The organism is Streptomyces sp. NBC_00236 (genome assembly GCF_036195045.1).
Taxonomy (GTDB): domain Bacteria; phylum Actinomycetota; class Actinomycetes; order Streptomycetales; family Streptomycetaceae; genus Streptomyces.
This window is the reverse complement of sequence record NZ_CP108100.1, coordinates 6,129,054-6,143,691: the sequence shown is the minus strand read 5'-3', so window position 1 is coordinate 6,143,691 and position 14,638 is coordinate 6,129,054. Positions and strand designations below refer to the sequence as shown.

The 14,638-nt window shown below is 70.7% G+C and carries 10 protein-coding genes; 1 reads left to right on the top strand and 9 read right to left on the bottom strand.

All coding sequences use genetic code 11. The features are described 5' to 3' along the window. Positions 1-55 precede the first annotated feature (55 nt). On the top strand, positions 56-1,669 hold the full coding sequence (locus OG446_RS27560; RefSeq protein ID WP_328896546.1) for an adenosine deaminase family protein: 1,614 nt from the start codon (positions 56-58) through the stop codon (positions 1,667-1,669). A gap of 51 nt (positions 1,670-1,720) precedes the next feature. Here the strand turns inward: OG446_RS27560 and OG446_RS27555 are convergent, their stop codons facing one another. The 9 genes from OG446_RS27555 to OG446_RS27515 all read right to left on the bottom strand — a co-directional run bounded on the left by OG446_RS27555 (position 1,721) and on the right by OG446_RS27515 (position 14,604). Then, the gene (locus tag OG446_RS27555; RefSeq protein ID WP_328896545.1) at positions 1,721-2,317 is read right to left on the bottom strand and encodes a dihydrofolate reductase family protein; all 597 of its coding nucleotides are present in this window, start codon (positions 2,315-2,317) and stop codon (positions 1,721-1,723) included. Between the two features lie 140 nt (positions 2,318-2,457). Continuing rightward, the gene (locus OG446_RS27550; protein ID WP_328896544.1) at positions 2,458-3,870 is read right to left on the bottom strand and encodes a hypothetical protein; all 1,413 of its coding nucleotides are present in this window, start codon (positions 3,868-3,870) and stop codon (positions 2,458-2,460) included. A gap of 69 nt (positions 3,871-3,939) precedes the next feature. Then, entirely contained in the window at positions 3,940-7,020 is a 3,081-nt protein-coding gene (locus OG446_RS27545) for a glycoside hydrolase family 3 protein (RefSeq protein WP_328896543.1), read from the bottom strand. Positions 7,021-7,132: 112 nt separating this feature from the next. Next, a complete protein-coding gene (locus tag OG446_RS27540) occupies positions 7,133-9,007 on the bottom strand; it encodes a discoidin domain-containing protein (RefSeq protein ID WP_328896542.1) in 1,875 nt (624 codons plus the stop codon). Between the two features lie 55 nt (positions 9,008-9,062). Beyond that, entirely contained in the window at positions 9,063-10,481 is a 1,419-nt protein-coding gene (locus OG446_RS27535; RefSeq protein ID WP_328896541.1) for a GH1 family beta-glucosidase, read from the bottom strand. 32 nt (positions 10,482-10,513) lie between these two features. Further along, positions 10,514-11,524 carry an ABC transporter ATP-binding protein gene (locus OG446_RS27530; RefSeq protein ID WP_328896540.1) on the bottom strand — a complete coding sequence of 337 codons (1,011 nt, stop codon included), beginning with the start codon at positions 11,522-11,524 and terminating at the stop codon, positions 10,514-10,516. Continuing rightward, positions 11,521-12,576, bottom strand: coding sequence for an ABC transporter permease (locus OG446_RS27525; protein ID WP_328896539.1), 1,056 nt, complete (start codon positions 12,574-12,576; stop codon positions 11,521-11,523). Before OG446_RS27525 ends, OG446_RS27530 begins: the two co-directional genes overlap by 4 nt. 4 nt (positions 12,577-12,580) lie before the next feature. Further along, positions 12,581-13,561 carry an ABC transporter permease gene (locus OG446_RS27520; RefSeq protein ID WP_328896538.1) on the bottom strand — a complete coding sequence of 327 codons (981 nt, stop codon included), beginning with the start codon at positions 13,559-13,561 and terminating at the stop codon, positions 12,581-12,583. Continuing rightward, entirely contained in the window at positions 13,558-14,604 is a 1,047-nt protein-coding gene (locus OG446_RS27515) for an ABC transporter ATP-binding protein (protein ID WP_328896537.1), read from the bottom strand. Before OG446_RS27515 ends, OG446_RS27520 begins: the two co-directional genes overlap by 4 nt. Positions 14,605-14,638 lie beyond the last annotated feature (34 nt).

Below are 14,638 nucleotides of genomic sequence, written 5' to 3'. Positions count from 1 at the left end.
GGCCCCGGCCGCGATTCAGGCGATATCCCTCTGAACCAGAGGCGATCATGCGGCGGTGACCTCAACCATCCGGACGGCACGCCGTCCCAAGTACCCGTTCCTGGCCGGGCTCGGCTCACTCGCCGTACTGACGCTGCTCCCGGCGCTTCCCGCCGAGGCCACACCGGCGGACGACGCGTCGCCCTCGGCCGCCGGGTTCGCCTCGCCCCGTGAGGTGACGGCGGCCGAGCGCAGGACCGCCGCGTACCTCGACGCGTCGCAGGGCAGGCCCGAGCGGCTGAAGGCATTCTTCGAAGCGCTGCCCAAGGGCGGCGATCTGCACAACCACCTGTCCGGTGCGGCGACCACCGAGTACCTGATCAAGCTCGCGATCGACAAGGGGCTGTGCATCGACGCGACGATGACGGCTGTCGCCCCGCCCTGCGGGCCGGGCACCCGGCCCGCCGCCGACGCGAGGACGGACGCGGCGTTCCGGCAGCAGATCATCCGCGCCTGGTCGATGCAGGACTTCCCCGCCGACCAGTCCGGCCACGACCACTTCTTCGACACGTTCGGCAAGTTCGGCCTGGCCACGTGGGACCGCGGCAAGCTGCTGGCGAACGTGGCCAACACCGTGGTCGAGCAGAACCAGTTCTACCTGGAGACCATGGTCACCCCGGCCTCGGACAGCGCGAAGGCGCTCGCCGAGAAGGTGGGCTACGACGCGGACCTGTCGGCGTTCCACCGCAAGCTGCTGGCCGGCGGCCTCAACCGGGTCGTCGACGAGGCGGTCAAGGAGGCCGACGACGGCGACGCCGACTTCCGCAGGACCGCCCACTGCGACACCGCGCACCCCGACCCCGGCTGCCGGCTGCCCGTGCGCTGGATCTCCCAGGTCTCCCGGGGCAGTTCACCGGCCCGGGTGTTCACACAGATGGCGGTCGGCATGCGGCTGGCCGAGCGCGATCCGAGGTTCGTCGCGGTCAACCTCGTGCAGCCCGAGGACTGGGACAGCTCACTGGCCAACTACAGCCTCCAGATGCGGATGCTGCAGTACCTGCGCGGCCAGTACCCGGACGCCCATCTCACCCTGCACGCCGGTGAGCTGGCCCCCGGCCTGGTCAAGCCCGAGGACCTGACCTTCCACATCAACGAGGCGGTGCGCGTCGCCGGCGCCGAACGCATCGGGCACGGTGTGGACCTGGTCCACGAGAACGACTGGCGCGCCCTCGCCCGCACCATGGCCCGACGCAACGTGGCCGTCGAGGTGCCGTTCTCCAGCAACAAGCAGATCCTCGGCATCGCGGGCGACGACCACCCGTTCAACGCCTACCGCCGCTACGGCGTCCCCGTGGTCCTGTCGACGGACGACCCGGGCGTCTCACGGATCAACATCAGCCACGAGTACCAGTACGCCTCGAAGACGTACGGCCTCGGCTACACGGAGCTGAAGGACCTGGCCCGCGCCTCGCTGGAGTACGCCTTCCGCGACGGCCGCAGCCTGTGGGCCGCCGGCTCCGCGCCCTCCGGCTACCGCGCCGTCCCCGCCTGCGCCGACAGCCGGCCCGGCGACGTCCACCCGGGCGCGCGCTGTGTCCGCTACCTCGCCGACAACCCGAAGGCCGCGACCCAGTGGCGCCAGGAGACGGCCTTCGCCGCCTTCGAGCGCGCGCACGCCGGTCGCCGCTGATCCGGGGCCCGCAGCCGCTGAGGGGTGCGGGGCCGCGGCCCCGCACCCCGTTCAGCCCTTCGCCACCGTCCGGTACGTGCACACCTGCACGCCCGCGTCACTGGTGGCGTGCGCGACCAGCTCCAGGGTGCGCAGTCCTCCGTCCGCCGGGAAGATCGACTTCCCGCCGCCGAGCAGTACCGGCATGATCACGAGCCGGAGTTCGTCGACGAGCCCCTCGCCGAGCAGGCCGCGTACGAGCGTGGGGCTGCCCATGACCAGCAGGTTCCCGCCGTCCTTCTCGCGCAGTTCCTGAATCCGCCCGGCGAACTGCTTGCCCGGGATGCGCTCGGTGTTGTTCCACGTCAGGTCGTCGTCTCCGAGGGTGTCGGTCACGACGTATTTCTCGATCCCGTTCATCCGGTCCGCGAACGGGTCACCGGCCCGCTCCGGCCACGCGCCCGCCATCGTCTGCCAGGTACGGCGGCCGAAGAGCAGTGCCTCGGCCGAGCTCATCGCGTTGTCGAAGGCGCCGCCCACCACCTCCGGGTCGAAGAACGGGTGCGACCAGCCGCCGTGGGCGAAGCCGCCGTCCGTGTCCTCCTCGGCACCGCCCGGCGCCTGTACGACGCCGTCCAGGCTGATGAACTCACTGATGACGATGCGCATATGACCCGCTCCTCGAATACCGTTCAGGTGTACGGGAGGAGAGACTGCCACGCGGTCCGAAACTCATCGCCACCGACGCGACGGGGCCCCACGGCGTGTTTCGATTCCCGCCTGCTCGGCGACGCCCGGCACGCGCGCTTCTAGAAGCTTCCGCCCCCGAAGTCGCCGCCCCCGCCGAAACCGCCGCCGTCACCGAAGCCGCCGCCTCCCCCGTCTCCGAATCCCCCGCCGAAGCTGGACGAGTCGAAGTCGGAGCCGGAGAAGTCGCCGCCCGAGTAGTCGCCCCCGCCGAAGTCGCCGCCGCCGTACTCCGCCGCGTACGCCGGCGTGGAGAGCATCGAGCCGAGCATCGTGCCGACCAGCAGGCCCGGGAGCAGGCCGCCGCCGAAGTAGCCGCCCGCCCAGGGGCCGTAGGCCGGTCCGGCCTCCCAGTACGGGCGCCGGCTCCCGTCGCCCATGTCGACGGTGCGGCTCATCGGGTCCTCACCGTTGCGCAGCCGTACCTCGTCGGCGCCGCAGACCGGGACCTCGCGGGCCGTGCCGCCCGACGGGGTCCACTGCACATCGGCGACCGAGGGGCCGTGGCGCGGGTCGAAGAAGCAGGGCGGGCGACGGGCGGGAAGTTCTCCGCCGGTGCGGCGGGCGTCCAGGACGGCGAGCGAGTAGCGGCCGTCCTCCAGGGCCTGGGTCACCCCGCGCACGTCGGACGGGTGCCGGGCCTGCGCCATCCGGGACTTCGCGCTCTCGTAGGAGTCGAGGGCGCGTTCGTAGTCGGCGCGCATCGTGTCGTCGGCGCCCGGCTCCGCGGGGTGGAAGTCGAGCCGGTCCAGGGTCTCGCCGTACGCCGTGATGTCCTCGTCCACGACGACCCGGAGCTTGTCCAGCGCGGCCCGCTCCTCGGCCTCCTTGCGCTTCCGGTTGCGGCGCACGATCGTGTAGGCGCCCGCACCGGCGGCGACCACTACCGCGCCCAGGACGATCAGCCCGGCTCCTGCCGAACCCGAACCGCTGTCGGACGAGGAGCCGCCCCAGGAACTGGGGGCGCTGCCCCGGGCCTGCTCGACGGCCCGGTCGACGAAGGCGTTCAGCTGGGTTGCGGCGGAGGTGTCCGCGCCGGGGGTCTTCACGGCCGCGGTGAGGTTCCGCACCGCCTGCTGCGACATCACCTGAGGGTCGGCGCCCGCGTTGAATCCGTCACCGAGGCGGATCGCGTAGACGCCGGTGATGCCGGTGTCGGTGCGCAGAGTGCGGAGCACGCTGTCCTCGGGGAAGGCGGAGCTCTGCGGCAGCACGGCCACGAAGACCGGCTTGTCCGCGTCCTTGATCTTCTTCGTCAGGGCGTCGGCCTGGCCCCGGGAGAGCTGGCCGGCCGCTGCCGGATCGACGTACACCGGGCTCTTGCGCAGGGCCTGGGCGACCTCGTCGACGGTGGAGGCAGTGGTCGCGGCGGGTGCGGCGGGGGCCAGGAGCAGGGCGGCCGCCGACAGCAGGAGGAGGAGGAGTCCCGCGAGGAACGCCGGGACCGGGAAAGGGGGGAACGGCCTGTTCCGCATAGTTCAAAGCTAACCCAGACGGGTGAGAAGCGCGGGCGGGCGGCTGACCTCGCCGCCCGCCCGCTCGTCTCAGGCGGCCCGGTACGCCGCCCTCAGCTTCGCCACCGCACCGGTCAGGTCACCGGTGAGCAGCAGGTGGTCGGCGTCGGCGAACGGCTTGGACACCGCTTCCGTCACCTTCCCGCCGGTCTTCTGCTGGACCAGCAGCCGGGCCTGGCCGACGATGGTCCGGCCCACGTCCGTCCGGCCGAGGCCGGTCTTCTCCGCGACCTGGGCGGCCAGCGCGAGCGCGCCGAGCGTGAGCTCGCCGCCGGCCGGGGGCTTCTTCAGGGTGGTCAGGCCCCAGCCGTAGGGGAACTGCGGGTCGTATGCCGCGTCGCCCACGTTGATCGGCAGCTGCGACTCGGACTTCGGCCAGCTCACCGGCAGCTGGCCGGTGAAGGCCCGCTTGCCGAAGAGCACGTCGGCCACGCCGTCGCCCTCGGTGCCCGGCAGCCAGGAGGCCACCAGCGCGTCGATGCCGTCGAGGCGGTCGCCGATGAGCTGCGGGCGGCCCGAGACGATCAGGACGGCGCACTTCATCGCGGCGCAGACCTTGTCGACCGCGGCCTTGTCGGCGGCGGAGAGCTCCAGGTCGTGGCCGTTGCCGACGTCGCCGATGCCCTCCGCGTACGGGGTCTCGCCGACGACCACGACACCGACGTCGTAACCGTCCGTGGCGGCCGACGCGTCCTTGGAGTACGTGACCGAGGCGGCGTCCTTCTTCATGGCCGACAGGATCGTGGTGCCCGGGGTGATGTTGCCGGACGAGCCCTGCCAGCTGACGGTCCAGCCGCCGGCCTGGTTGCCGATGTCGTCGGCGTTGGAGCCGGCGACGTACACCTTCTGCGTGGACTTCAGCGGCAGCACGCCGCCGTCGTTCTTCAGCAGTACCTGGGACTTGGCGGCGGCCTCGCGGGCCACCGCGCGGTGCTCGGCCGAGCCGACCTTGTCCAGGTTGGACGTGTCGGCGTACGGCTTCTCGAACAGCCCCAGCCTGAACTTCTGCGTCAGGATGCGGGAGACCGCGTCATCGATCCGGGCCTGGGTGATGCGGCCGGCGGTGACCTCGTCCTGGAGCGTCTTCGTGAAGTCCTTGTACGCCGTGGGCACCATGATCATGTCGAGTCCGGCGTTGACGGACGTACGGACGTCGCTCGCGTAGTCGCCGGGGATCTGGTCGATCGCCTGCCAGTCGCTGATGACGAAGCCCTCGAAGCCCATCCGGTCCTTCAGCACACCGTTGATCATCTCGGCGTTGGCGTGCATCTTCACCGGGCCCTCGTCGTCCCCGAGGATGTCGAGCGAGGAGTACGACGGCATGACCGTGCCGACCCCGCGCTTGACGGCGTCGTCGAACGGGGCGAGGTGGACGGCTTCGAGCTCCTGCCGGGTGACCTTGGTGATGCCCTGGTCGATGGGGTACGAACCGGTGGTCGAGGAGCCGTACTCCGTACCGCCGTCACCGACGTAGTGCTTGGCGGTGGCCAGCACCTTGTCGTTGCGGTCGAGGTCCTTGCCGGACGGGGCGCCCTGCATGCCCTGGATCACGGTCTCCAGGGACTCGACGAGTGCCGGGTCCTCGCCGTACGCCTCGTAGGCACGGCCCCAGCGGTCGTCGCGCGAGACGCAGAGGCAGGGGGCGAAGTCCCACGGGATGCCGGTGGCGCGCACCTCGTTCGCGGTGACGGCGCCGGTCTTCTCGACGGTCTTCGGGTCGCGGGTCGCGCCGAGGCCGACGTTGTGCGGCATGATCGTCGAGCCGATCACGTTGTTGTGGCCGTGCACCGCGTCCACGCCGTAGATCAGCGGGATCTGGAAGCGGGTCGCCTGGGCGCGCAGTTGGTAGCCGTCGACCATCTTCGCCCAGGCCGCGGCCGTGTTGGGCGTGGGGACGGATCCGCCGCCGGAGAGCAGCGAGCCGAGGTCGTACGTGGCGATGTCGCCCTGCGAGGAGAGCGCGTTGCGCTCCGCCTGCGTCATCTGGCCGGCCTTCTCGGCGGGCGACATCCGGGCGAGCAGGTCGGCGACCCGCTTCTTCACCGGCAGCTTCGGGTTCTGGTAGGGCAGCCCGTGGGCGTCGATGACGACCTGCGGGTTCTCCTTCGGCGGCTTGGCGCCGGTGACGGTGAGTTCGAGCGGGACCGTCTTGGCGGAGGCGGCTCCGGTGATCTTCTTCGTGGTGACGGAGACCCGGTGCGTGGTGCCGGAGGCGGTGCCCGCGGGGAAGGTGTACGTGCCGCTGACCGGCGTGTAGTCGGTGCCGGAGGCCCCGGTGCCGCCCTTGGTCTCGTACGCGACGGTGACGGGCTCCTCCAGCGGGAGGGAGCCGGTGGTGGCGACGGAGAGGTCGATGTCGGCGGTCTCGCCCTGCTTGACGGGGTGCACGGCCGCGTCGGTGACGACGCTCGCCTTCAGGGCGGCGTCGGCCTTCCCGTACAGCTCCATGCCGTCGATGGCGAACGTGCCGGGGGCGCCGGGCGGCAGGGTGAGGGCGTAGCCCCACATCTCGTCGAGGCCGAGGACCTGGTCGATGCCGCCGACGGGCTGGTAGTCGCCGCGGTAGGTGAAGTCGGCGAACGGGATCTCGACCTGGTGCCAGCCCTCCCAGTCGTCGGTGAAGGAGGTGGTCCAGAGCTCGGAGGCCTCGCCGTGGGCGCCGCCGTCCTTGATCTCGAAGCTGATCTTCTTGCCCGAACCGGGCGGCAGGGGTGCGGTGTTCTGGCCGTACCACCAGAAGCGGATGCCCTTGTGGGCGGACCAGTCGTGGGCAGGCTGGTCGGCGGCGTAGTCGTGGCTGAGGCCGCCGTAGCCGCTGATGTCGTAGGTGCCTTCGAGGACCTTCGCACCCTCGGGCGCGTCCGCGCGTTCCTTCAGCGCCAGGGTGGGCGGGTCGTCGGCGTCGCCGCCCCAGGTGAAGATGCCCTCGGCGGGCTGGTTGGCGAAGGGGACCTCGCCCTCGAACCGGTCGATGGCGACGGGCGCCGGTTCGTCGGCCGCGACGGGCGCCGCGGCGCTGGGGACGGCGCCTGCGAGCAGGCCGGCCAGGACGGTGGCGGCGGCCAGTGCGGCGGTCGCGGGTCTCGCCCGGTGACGGTTGCGGGGTGGCATGTGCGGCTCCTCGGTGCGGTGGGCGCGCGGCACGGCGGGGTGCGGTGCCGTGCCGCGCGCGGGTGCGGTTGTGACCTGGAGGTGCGGGGGGTGGTGGTCTGTCGTTCTTCCGCTATTTCTTCTGCTCGACGCGCACCCAGTCGATCTCCGCCTTGACGCCGCCCTGCGCGATGCGGTCGACGCTGGACTGCGGAAGGCCCCAGTAGGGCGTGGTGACCTTGTTCCAGCCGGCGGGATACGCCCCGCCGAGAGCCAGGTTGAGGATCACGTACTGGTTGTGGTCGAAGACCCACTGGCCGCGGGTGGACTCGAGCTTCTGGCGGGAGGTCGTCTGGACGACCCGGTCGTCGACGGTGAACGTCATGCCTTCGGGCGTCCACTCGACGCCGTAGGTGTGCCACGCGTCGGCCCGGCCGCCGTTGGGGTAGGTCTGCTGCTTGCCGATGTTGCCGTCGGCCGAGTAGCCGGGGCCGTGCAGGGCGGAGCTGGTCCAGTCGCCGTAGCCGATGTTCTCCATGATGTCCGTCTCGCCCGAGCCGGGCCACGAGACGGACGGGTCGTCCACGTTGCTGCCGAGCATCCAGAAGGCGGGCCAGAAGCCGTCGCCGACCGGCAGCTTCATACGGGCGCTGACCTTGCCGTAGGTGAAGTCGAACCTGGTGTTGGTGTCGACCCGGCCGGAGGTGAAGTCGAAGGTTCCGTTGGGCGTGGGGGTGCACGCCTTGCAGTACTTCGACTCCAGAACGAGGGCGCCGTTCTCGGTGCGGATGTTGTCCGTCGAGTCGACGTAGGCCTGCGACTCCCCGTTGACGGGGCCCATCTCCGTGCCGGTGCGCACCACCCGCCACTTGGAGCGGTCCAGGCCCGAGCCGGTGAAGTCGTCGAAGAAGGTGGTGCTGTACGCGCCGCCGGGGTCCTTGGGCAGGGCCGGGTAGGCGGCGTCCGCGCTCCCTCCGGTGCCCAAGACCTGGAACTCGTAGAGGGAGTAGCCGAACTGGGCCGTGGCGGGTGCGGGGTTGTAGAAGGAGCGGCGCTCGATGCCGAGCATCCGGACGTAACGGCCCCTCGCCGGGGTGGACAGGGTCACGGTGTCGTGGCGCCCGGCGGCCTCGCCCGGCGCCTTGACATCGGCGCGGCGGGCGGCGACGTCGGCGGCGGAGGGTTGGTAGACGGTGCGCCAGGTACGGTTGTCGTCGGAGACCTGGATCCGGTAGTCGACGGCGTAGGCCGCCTCCCAGTACAGGTCGACCGTGTCGATCGTGGAGGTGGCTCCGAGGTCGACGCCGACCCAGCGGTCCGCGTTCCAGTCGCTGGACCAGCGCGACTGGTCGGCCTTGAGGTCGGCCGGCCACCCGCCGTCGGTGACGAAGGCCGGTGAATTGCCCGCGTGCTGGTAGAGGTTGCCGTACGCGGGGTGGTTCAGGGCGAGGTTGCTCCGGGTCGTGGACGCGGAGGCCTGCTCCCCTCCGTACACCTTGAAGGAGTACAGCGAGTAGCCCCAGGCGGTGGCGCGCTGGACGCCGCGCATCCGGACGTAGCGGCCGGTGACCTCCTGCGGGTAGGTGTGTGCGGTGACGCTGCCGCCGGTGCCGTCGTCCTCGGTGTAGAAGGTGGTCCAGTCGGTGCCGTTCTTCGACGCCTCCAGGACGTACTTCCTGCCGTAGGCGGCCTCCCAGTCGAGGGTGACCCGGCTGATCCGGATGACGGAGCCGAGGTCGACCCGGATCCAGGCGTTGTCGGCGAAGTCGCTGGACCAGCGGGTGGTGCCGTCGCCGTCGGCTGCGGCTCCCGGTCCGGTGGCGCCGTTCTCGCTGCCCGACGCAGTGACGGAGCCGGGGTCGGCGGCGTGGGCGGCGGCCGCCCGGTCGGTGTCCCAGGCCGCGGCCTGCGCCGCCGGCCGGGGCGCGGCCGGGGCGGCGAAGGCCATGGGGGCGGCGAGGGCGATCAGTGCGGCGGTGGTGGCTGCCAGAGTCGTACGAGAGGGCACGGTGGGGCTCCCGTTCGTATCCATGGGGGTCGCGCGGCCACGCGCGCGGGCGCGGCTACGCGTTGCGGGTGAGGTGGATGGTGTCGCGGTACCACTTGGCGCTGTCCTTGAGCGTCCGCACCTGCGTGTCGTAGTCGACGCGGACGATGCCGAATCGCTTGTCGTAGCCGTAGGACCACTCGAAGTTGTCCATCAGCGACCAGGCGAAGTACCCCCGGACGTCGGCCCCTTGAACGCGGGCCTCGGCGACTGCGGCGATGTGGTCGGCCAGATAGGTGGTGCGGTCGGCGTCGTGGACCTCGCCGTCCGCGGAGACGGTGTCGTCGAAGGCGGCACCGTTCTCGGTGATGACCGTCGGGAGGCCGTAGTCCTTCTCCAGACGGACGAGCAGGTCGGTGAGGGCGGTGGGGGTGATCTCCCAGTCCATGGCGGTACGGGGCAGGTCGCGCTCGACGACCCGGGTGACGGGCAGGCCGTCGGCGTCGGTCGTCGCGCCGTCCTCGGTCACGCCGGAGAAGAGCGAGCCGCGGTAGAAGTTGACACCGAGGACGTCCAGCGGGGTGGAGACGGCCGCCAGGTCGCCGTCCCGGACCGGGAGTTCGATGCCCTGGGCGGCGAGGTCGGCGACGATGTCCTCGGGGTAGGCGCCCTTGACGACCGGGTCCAGGTAGAGGCGGGCGCCGAGGCCGTCGGCGCGGCGGCAGGCCTCGGCGTCCTCGTGGCTGTCGGTCTCGGGCGTCGCGGTGCCCAGGTTGAGGGTGATGCCGAGTTCGAGGTCGTTGCCTCGGGCGGCGGCCTGCTCCCGCATGTACTGCGAGGCGAGACCGTGGCCGAGCAGCAGGTGGTGGACGGCGTGGATCGCCTCGCCGAAGTCCTTGCGGCCGGGTGCCTGGTTGCCGTACGCGTAACCGAGCATCGCCGAGCACCACGGCTCGTTCAGCGTGGTCCAGTGCTGCACCCGGTCTCCCAGGGCGTCGTAGGCGAGGGCGGCGTACTCCGCGAAGCGGAACGCGGTGTCACGGGCGGGCCAGCCGCCCGCGTCCTCCAGCTCCTGCGGCAGGTCCCAGTGGTAGAGGGTGATCCACGGAGTGACGCCCTTGGCGTCCAGCTCGTCGACCAGGCGCTTGTAGAAGTCCAGGCCCTTCGCGTTGGCGGGCCCGCGCCCACCGGGCTGGATGCGGGGCCAGGCCAGCGAGAAGCGGTACGTGTCGACACCCAGGTCGGCGATCAGCGAGACGTCCTCGGGCATCCGGTGATAGTGGTCGCAGGCCACATCGCCGTTCTCGCCGCGGACGACCATGCCCGGCACCCTGCAGTACGTGTCCCAGATCGACGGCGTTCTGCCGTCCTCGGCCGCCGCTCCCTCGATCTGGTACGCGGCTGTGGCCACGCCCCAGCGGAAGTCGGCGGGCAGACCGGGTACGGCCCGGGCGGCGAGCTCGCGGGCGTAGGCCTGAGGGGTGACGAGGTTCATGGTTCTCCTGGAGGTGTGCGTGGCGAAGTGCGCTACGACCGGACGGCGGCCGGCGCTTCCCGGTGGAGCCAGCAGGCCACCGAGCGCGAGCCGTCGCTCCCGTCCGGTGAGGCCAGCACCGGAACGTGGGTGTCGCAGGCCTCGACCTTCCTGGCGCAGCGGGGGTGGAAGGCACAGCCGGCCGGCATCGCGGACAGGTGCGGGGGCGAGCCCGGGATGCCGCTGAGCTCGCGGCGGGGGCCGTGCAGCGCGGGGAAGGAGTGCAGCAGTCCGTCGCTGTACGGGTGGCGGGGGTCGCGGTAGATGTCGGCCGCGCCGGCCTCCTCGACGATCCGGCCGCCGTACATGATCGCGATCCGGTCGGAGAACTCGATGAGGAGGGAGATGTCGTGCGTGATGAAGACGACGGAGAAGCCGAGTTCCTCGCGGAGCCTGACCAGCTGGCGCAGGATCTGGCGCTGCATGACGACGTCGAGGGCCGTCGTGGGCTCGTCCATGATGACGATCTCGGGTTCCAGGGCGAGGGCCATCGCGATCATCACGCGCTGGCGCATGCCGCCGGAGAGCTGGTGCGGGTAGGCGCCGAGCCGGTCGGCGGAGATCCCGACGAGACGCAGCAGTTCCTCGGCGCGTGCGGTCCGTTCGCTCTTCCTCATCTCCGGCCGGTGCGCCTGGAGTACGTCGGTGAGCTGGCTGTGGACCGTGTGCACCGGGTTGAGGGAGTTCATCGCGCCCTGGAAGACGATCGACAGCTCCTGCCAGCGGAAGGCGCGCAGTTCGGGCGCCGACAGGGTCAGCAGGTCGAGTGCCCTGCCGTCGCGCTGGTGGTAGTGGACCTCGCCGCCGGTGATCACGCCGGGCGGGGAGAGCAGCCGGGTGACGGCGTAGGCCAGGGTGGACTTGCCGGAGCCCGACTCGCCCGCGAGGCCGAGGACTTCGCCGCGGTGCAGGGTGAGGTCGATGTCGCGCAGCGCGTGCACGGCGTCGGTTCCGGTCCCGTAGTCCACGTTGAGGCCGCTGATGGTGAGGACGGGCTCGCTCATGGGCGGGGCTCCTTCTTGGACGTGCCGGTACGGGCCACGGGCGTGAAGCCGGCCTCCGGTGTGCTCGTACGGGCCACGGGCGTGAAGCCGGCCTCCGGTGTGCTCGTACGGGCCACGGGCGTGAAGCCGACGCGCATGCGGACCTTGCGGGAGCCGCCGGTCTCGGTGCGCAGGCGCGGGTTGACGAACTCGTCGATGCCGAAGTTGATGAGGGCGAGCGACATGCCGAGCAGCGCGATGCAGAGTCCGGCCGGGACGAACCACCACCAGGCGCCCTGGGCGAGGGCCTGGTTGGACTGCGCCCAGAACAGGACGGTCCCCCAGTTCCAGTTGGAGATGTCGGCGACGCCGATGAAGGCGAGCGTGATCTCGGAGAGGATCGCGAAGATGACCGTGCCGACGAAGCCGGAGGCGATGACGGCGGCCAGGTTGGGGAGCACCTCGAAGAAGATGATCCGCCAGGTCGACTCACCGGTGGCACGGGCCGCTTCGACGTAGTCGCGGCGGCGCAGCGACAGCGTCTGGGCGCGCAGCACCCGGGCGCCCCAGGCCCAGGAGGTCAGGGCGATGACGGCGGCGATCAGGAGGTCGCCCGTGTCGGAGACGAAGCTGGCGATGATGATGATCAGCGGCAGTCCGGGGATGACCAGGAAGACGTTGGAGAGCAGCGAGAGGACTTCGTCGGCGGTGCCGCCGAGGAAGCCGGCGCTGACGCCGATCAGCACGGAGAGGATGGTGGCGATGATGCCGGCGACGAATCCGACGACGAGGACGCCGCGGGTGCCGACGAGGATCTGCGAGAGCACGTCCTGACCGGTCTGCGTGGTACCGAACCAGTGGGAACCGGAAGGCGGCTGGAGCAGTTCCTTGCTCATCATGTCGGGGTCGTACGGGGCGATCCACGGGCCGATGACGGCGAGCAGCACGAAGAACAGCAGGATGCAGAGTCCGACGACGGTCTTGCGGCCGCGCAGGAAGCGGAACCTGCGCTTACTGGGCGCCGGGGTCTCGGCCGCGTCGAGTACGGCGGCCTCGGTTGCGATGACGGCCATGTCCCTACGCCTCCCTTCGGGTACGGGGGTCGAGGACCATGTAGAGGACGTCGGCGAGGAGGTTCGCCGCGAGCACGGAGAGCGTGATGATCAGGAAGACGCCCTGCATGAGGGGGTAGTCCTTGGCGCCCACGCCCTGGAGGAGCTGGAAGCCGATGCCCGGGTAGTTGAAGACCATCTCCACCAGGAGCGTGCCGCCGACGATGAAGCCGAGCGAGAGGGCGAAGCCGGAGATGTTGGGAAGGATCGCGTTGCGGGCGGCGTAGCCGAACATCACCCGGCGCTCGGAGAGCCCCTTGGCCTGGGCGACCATGACGTAGTCCTCGCTCGACACCGTCACCATCATGTTGCGCATGCCGAGGACCCAGCCGGCCACGGCGCTGAGCACGATCGTGAGGCCGGGCAGCACTCCGTGGTAGAGCGCGCTGGAGATGAACGGCCAGTCGAAGGCGGGCACCAGCCCGTTGTCGTATCCGCCGCCGGCCGGGAAGAGCGGCCACTTCATGGCGAACAGCGAGATGGCGACGAGACCGAGCCAGAAGTACGGGATGGCCGAGATGAACGTGGTGACGGGCAGCAGGTTGTCCATCCAGGAGCCGCGCCGCCAGCCGGTGTAGACCCCGATGCCGGTGCCGAGCACGAAGCTGATCAGCGTGGTGATGCCGACGAGCGCGAGCGTCCACGGCAGCGCCTGGCCGATGACCTCGCTGACCGGGGTCGGGAAGAAGGTGAAGGACATGCCGAGGTCGCCGTCGAGCAGATGGCTCCAGTAGTCGGTGTACTGCTGCCAGAGCGACTGGTGCTTGTCCAGGCCGAACAGGGCCTGGAGCGAGGCGATGGCGCTGGTGTCCAGCTGTCCCTGGAAGCGGGCCATGAGGGACTGCACCGGGTCGCCGGGCATCATCCGCGGGATGAGGAAGTTGATGGTGATCGCGGCCCACGCGGTGACCAGGTAGAAGGCGAGCCGTTGGAGCAGGAACTTCACTTCGCAGCCTCCTTCGCCGCAGCGCCTTCGGAGCCGTACAGCCAGCAGGCGGCCCACTGGCCGTCGGCCAGGTCGAAGCGCGGCGGCAGTTCGGTGCGGCAGCGCTCCATCGCCTTGGGGCAGCGGGGGTGGAACCGGCAGCCGGCCGGCGGATCGATGAGCGAGGGCGGCTCGCCGCTGCCGGTCTCCTCCTGCTCCTCCTCGGCGGCGACCCGGTCCGGGTCGGGTGCCGAGGCGATCAGCAGCTGGGTGTAGGGGTGGGCGGGGCGCTGGGTGACGGTCTCGCTGTCGCCGCCCTCGACGATCCGGCCCGCGTACATGACGAGCGTGGAGTCCGCGAAGTAGCGGGCCGACGCGATGTCGTGGGTGATATAGAGGATCGCGAGGTGCATGCGGTCCTTGAGGTCCTTGAGCAGGTTGAGCACCCCGAGCCGGATGGAGACGTCCAGCATCGAGACGGGCTCGTCGGCGAGGAGGACCTGGGGGTCGGCGCCGAGCGCGCGGGCGATGGCCACGCGCTGGCGCTGACCTCCTGACAGCTCGTGCGGGAACTTGTCCAGATACTGATGAGGAGGAGTCAGCTGGACACGGTTCAGCAGAGCGGTCAGGTTCTGTTCCAGTTCCTCCTCGCCGCTGCCCGCCCTGCCGTGGATCTTCAGGGCGCGGGTGAGGTGGTAGCGCACGGTGTGCACCGGGTTCAGCGAGGCGAAGGGGTCCTGGAAGATGAGCTGGACCCGGCGTACGTAACTGCGGAAGGACCGGCCACGTCCGGCTTTCACCGCCTGACCGCCCAGGTGGATCTCGCCCCCGGTGAGCGGATACAGCTGGGCGAGCAGCCTGGCGACGGTCGATTTCCCGGAGCCCGACTCCCCCACCAGTGCCGTGACGGTGCCGCGCCGCAGTTGCAGCGAGACGTCGTCGACGGCGTGGACGGTGCGGCGCCTGCCCGCGACGAGATCGCGGCTGGTGCGCCGTACGGCGAAGTGTTTGGTGACTCCGCGTGCTTCGAGCACGACGTGGTTCTTCTCTGTCTGTTCAGACATGGCCGGTACCTGGATCCCTGGGTTCTAGAGCGGC

What these genes read in the sequence shown, in the direction of transcription:
- OG446_RS27555 (WP_328896545.1), bottom strand. Translation starts at nt 2,317, where the DNA reads ATGCGCATCGTCATCAGTGAGTTCATCAGCCTGGACGGCGTCGTACAG.
- OG446_RS27550 (WP_328896544.1), bottom strand. Translation starts at nt 3,870, where the DNA reads ATGCGGAACAGGCCGTTCCCCCCTTTCCCGGTCCCGGCGTTCCTCGCG.
- OG446_RS27545 (WP_328896543.1), bottom strand. Translation starts at nt 7,020, where the DNA reads ATGCCACCCCGCAACCGTCACCGGGCGAGACCCGCGACCGCCGCACTG.
- OG446_RS27535 (WP_328896541.1), bottom strand. Translation starts at nt 10,481, where the DNA reads ATGAACCTCGTCACCCCTCAGGCCTACGCCCGCGAGCTCGCCGCCCGG.
- OG446_RS27530 (WP_328896540.1), bottom strand. Translation starts at nt 11,524, where the DNA reads ATGAGCGAGCCCGTCCTCACCATCAGCGGCCTCAACGTGGACTACGGG.
- OG446_RS27525 (WP_328896539.1), bottom strand. Translation starts at nt 12,576, where the DNA reads ATGGCCGTCATCGCAACCGAGGCCGCCGTACTCGACGCGGCCGAGACC.
- OG446_RS27515 (WP_328896537.1), bottom strand. Translation starts at nt 14,604, where the DNA reads ATGTCTGAACAGACAGAGAAGAACCACGTCGTGCTCGAAGCACGCGGA.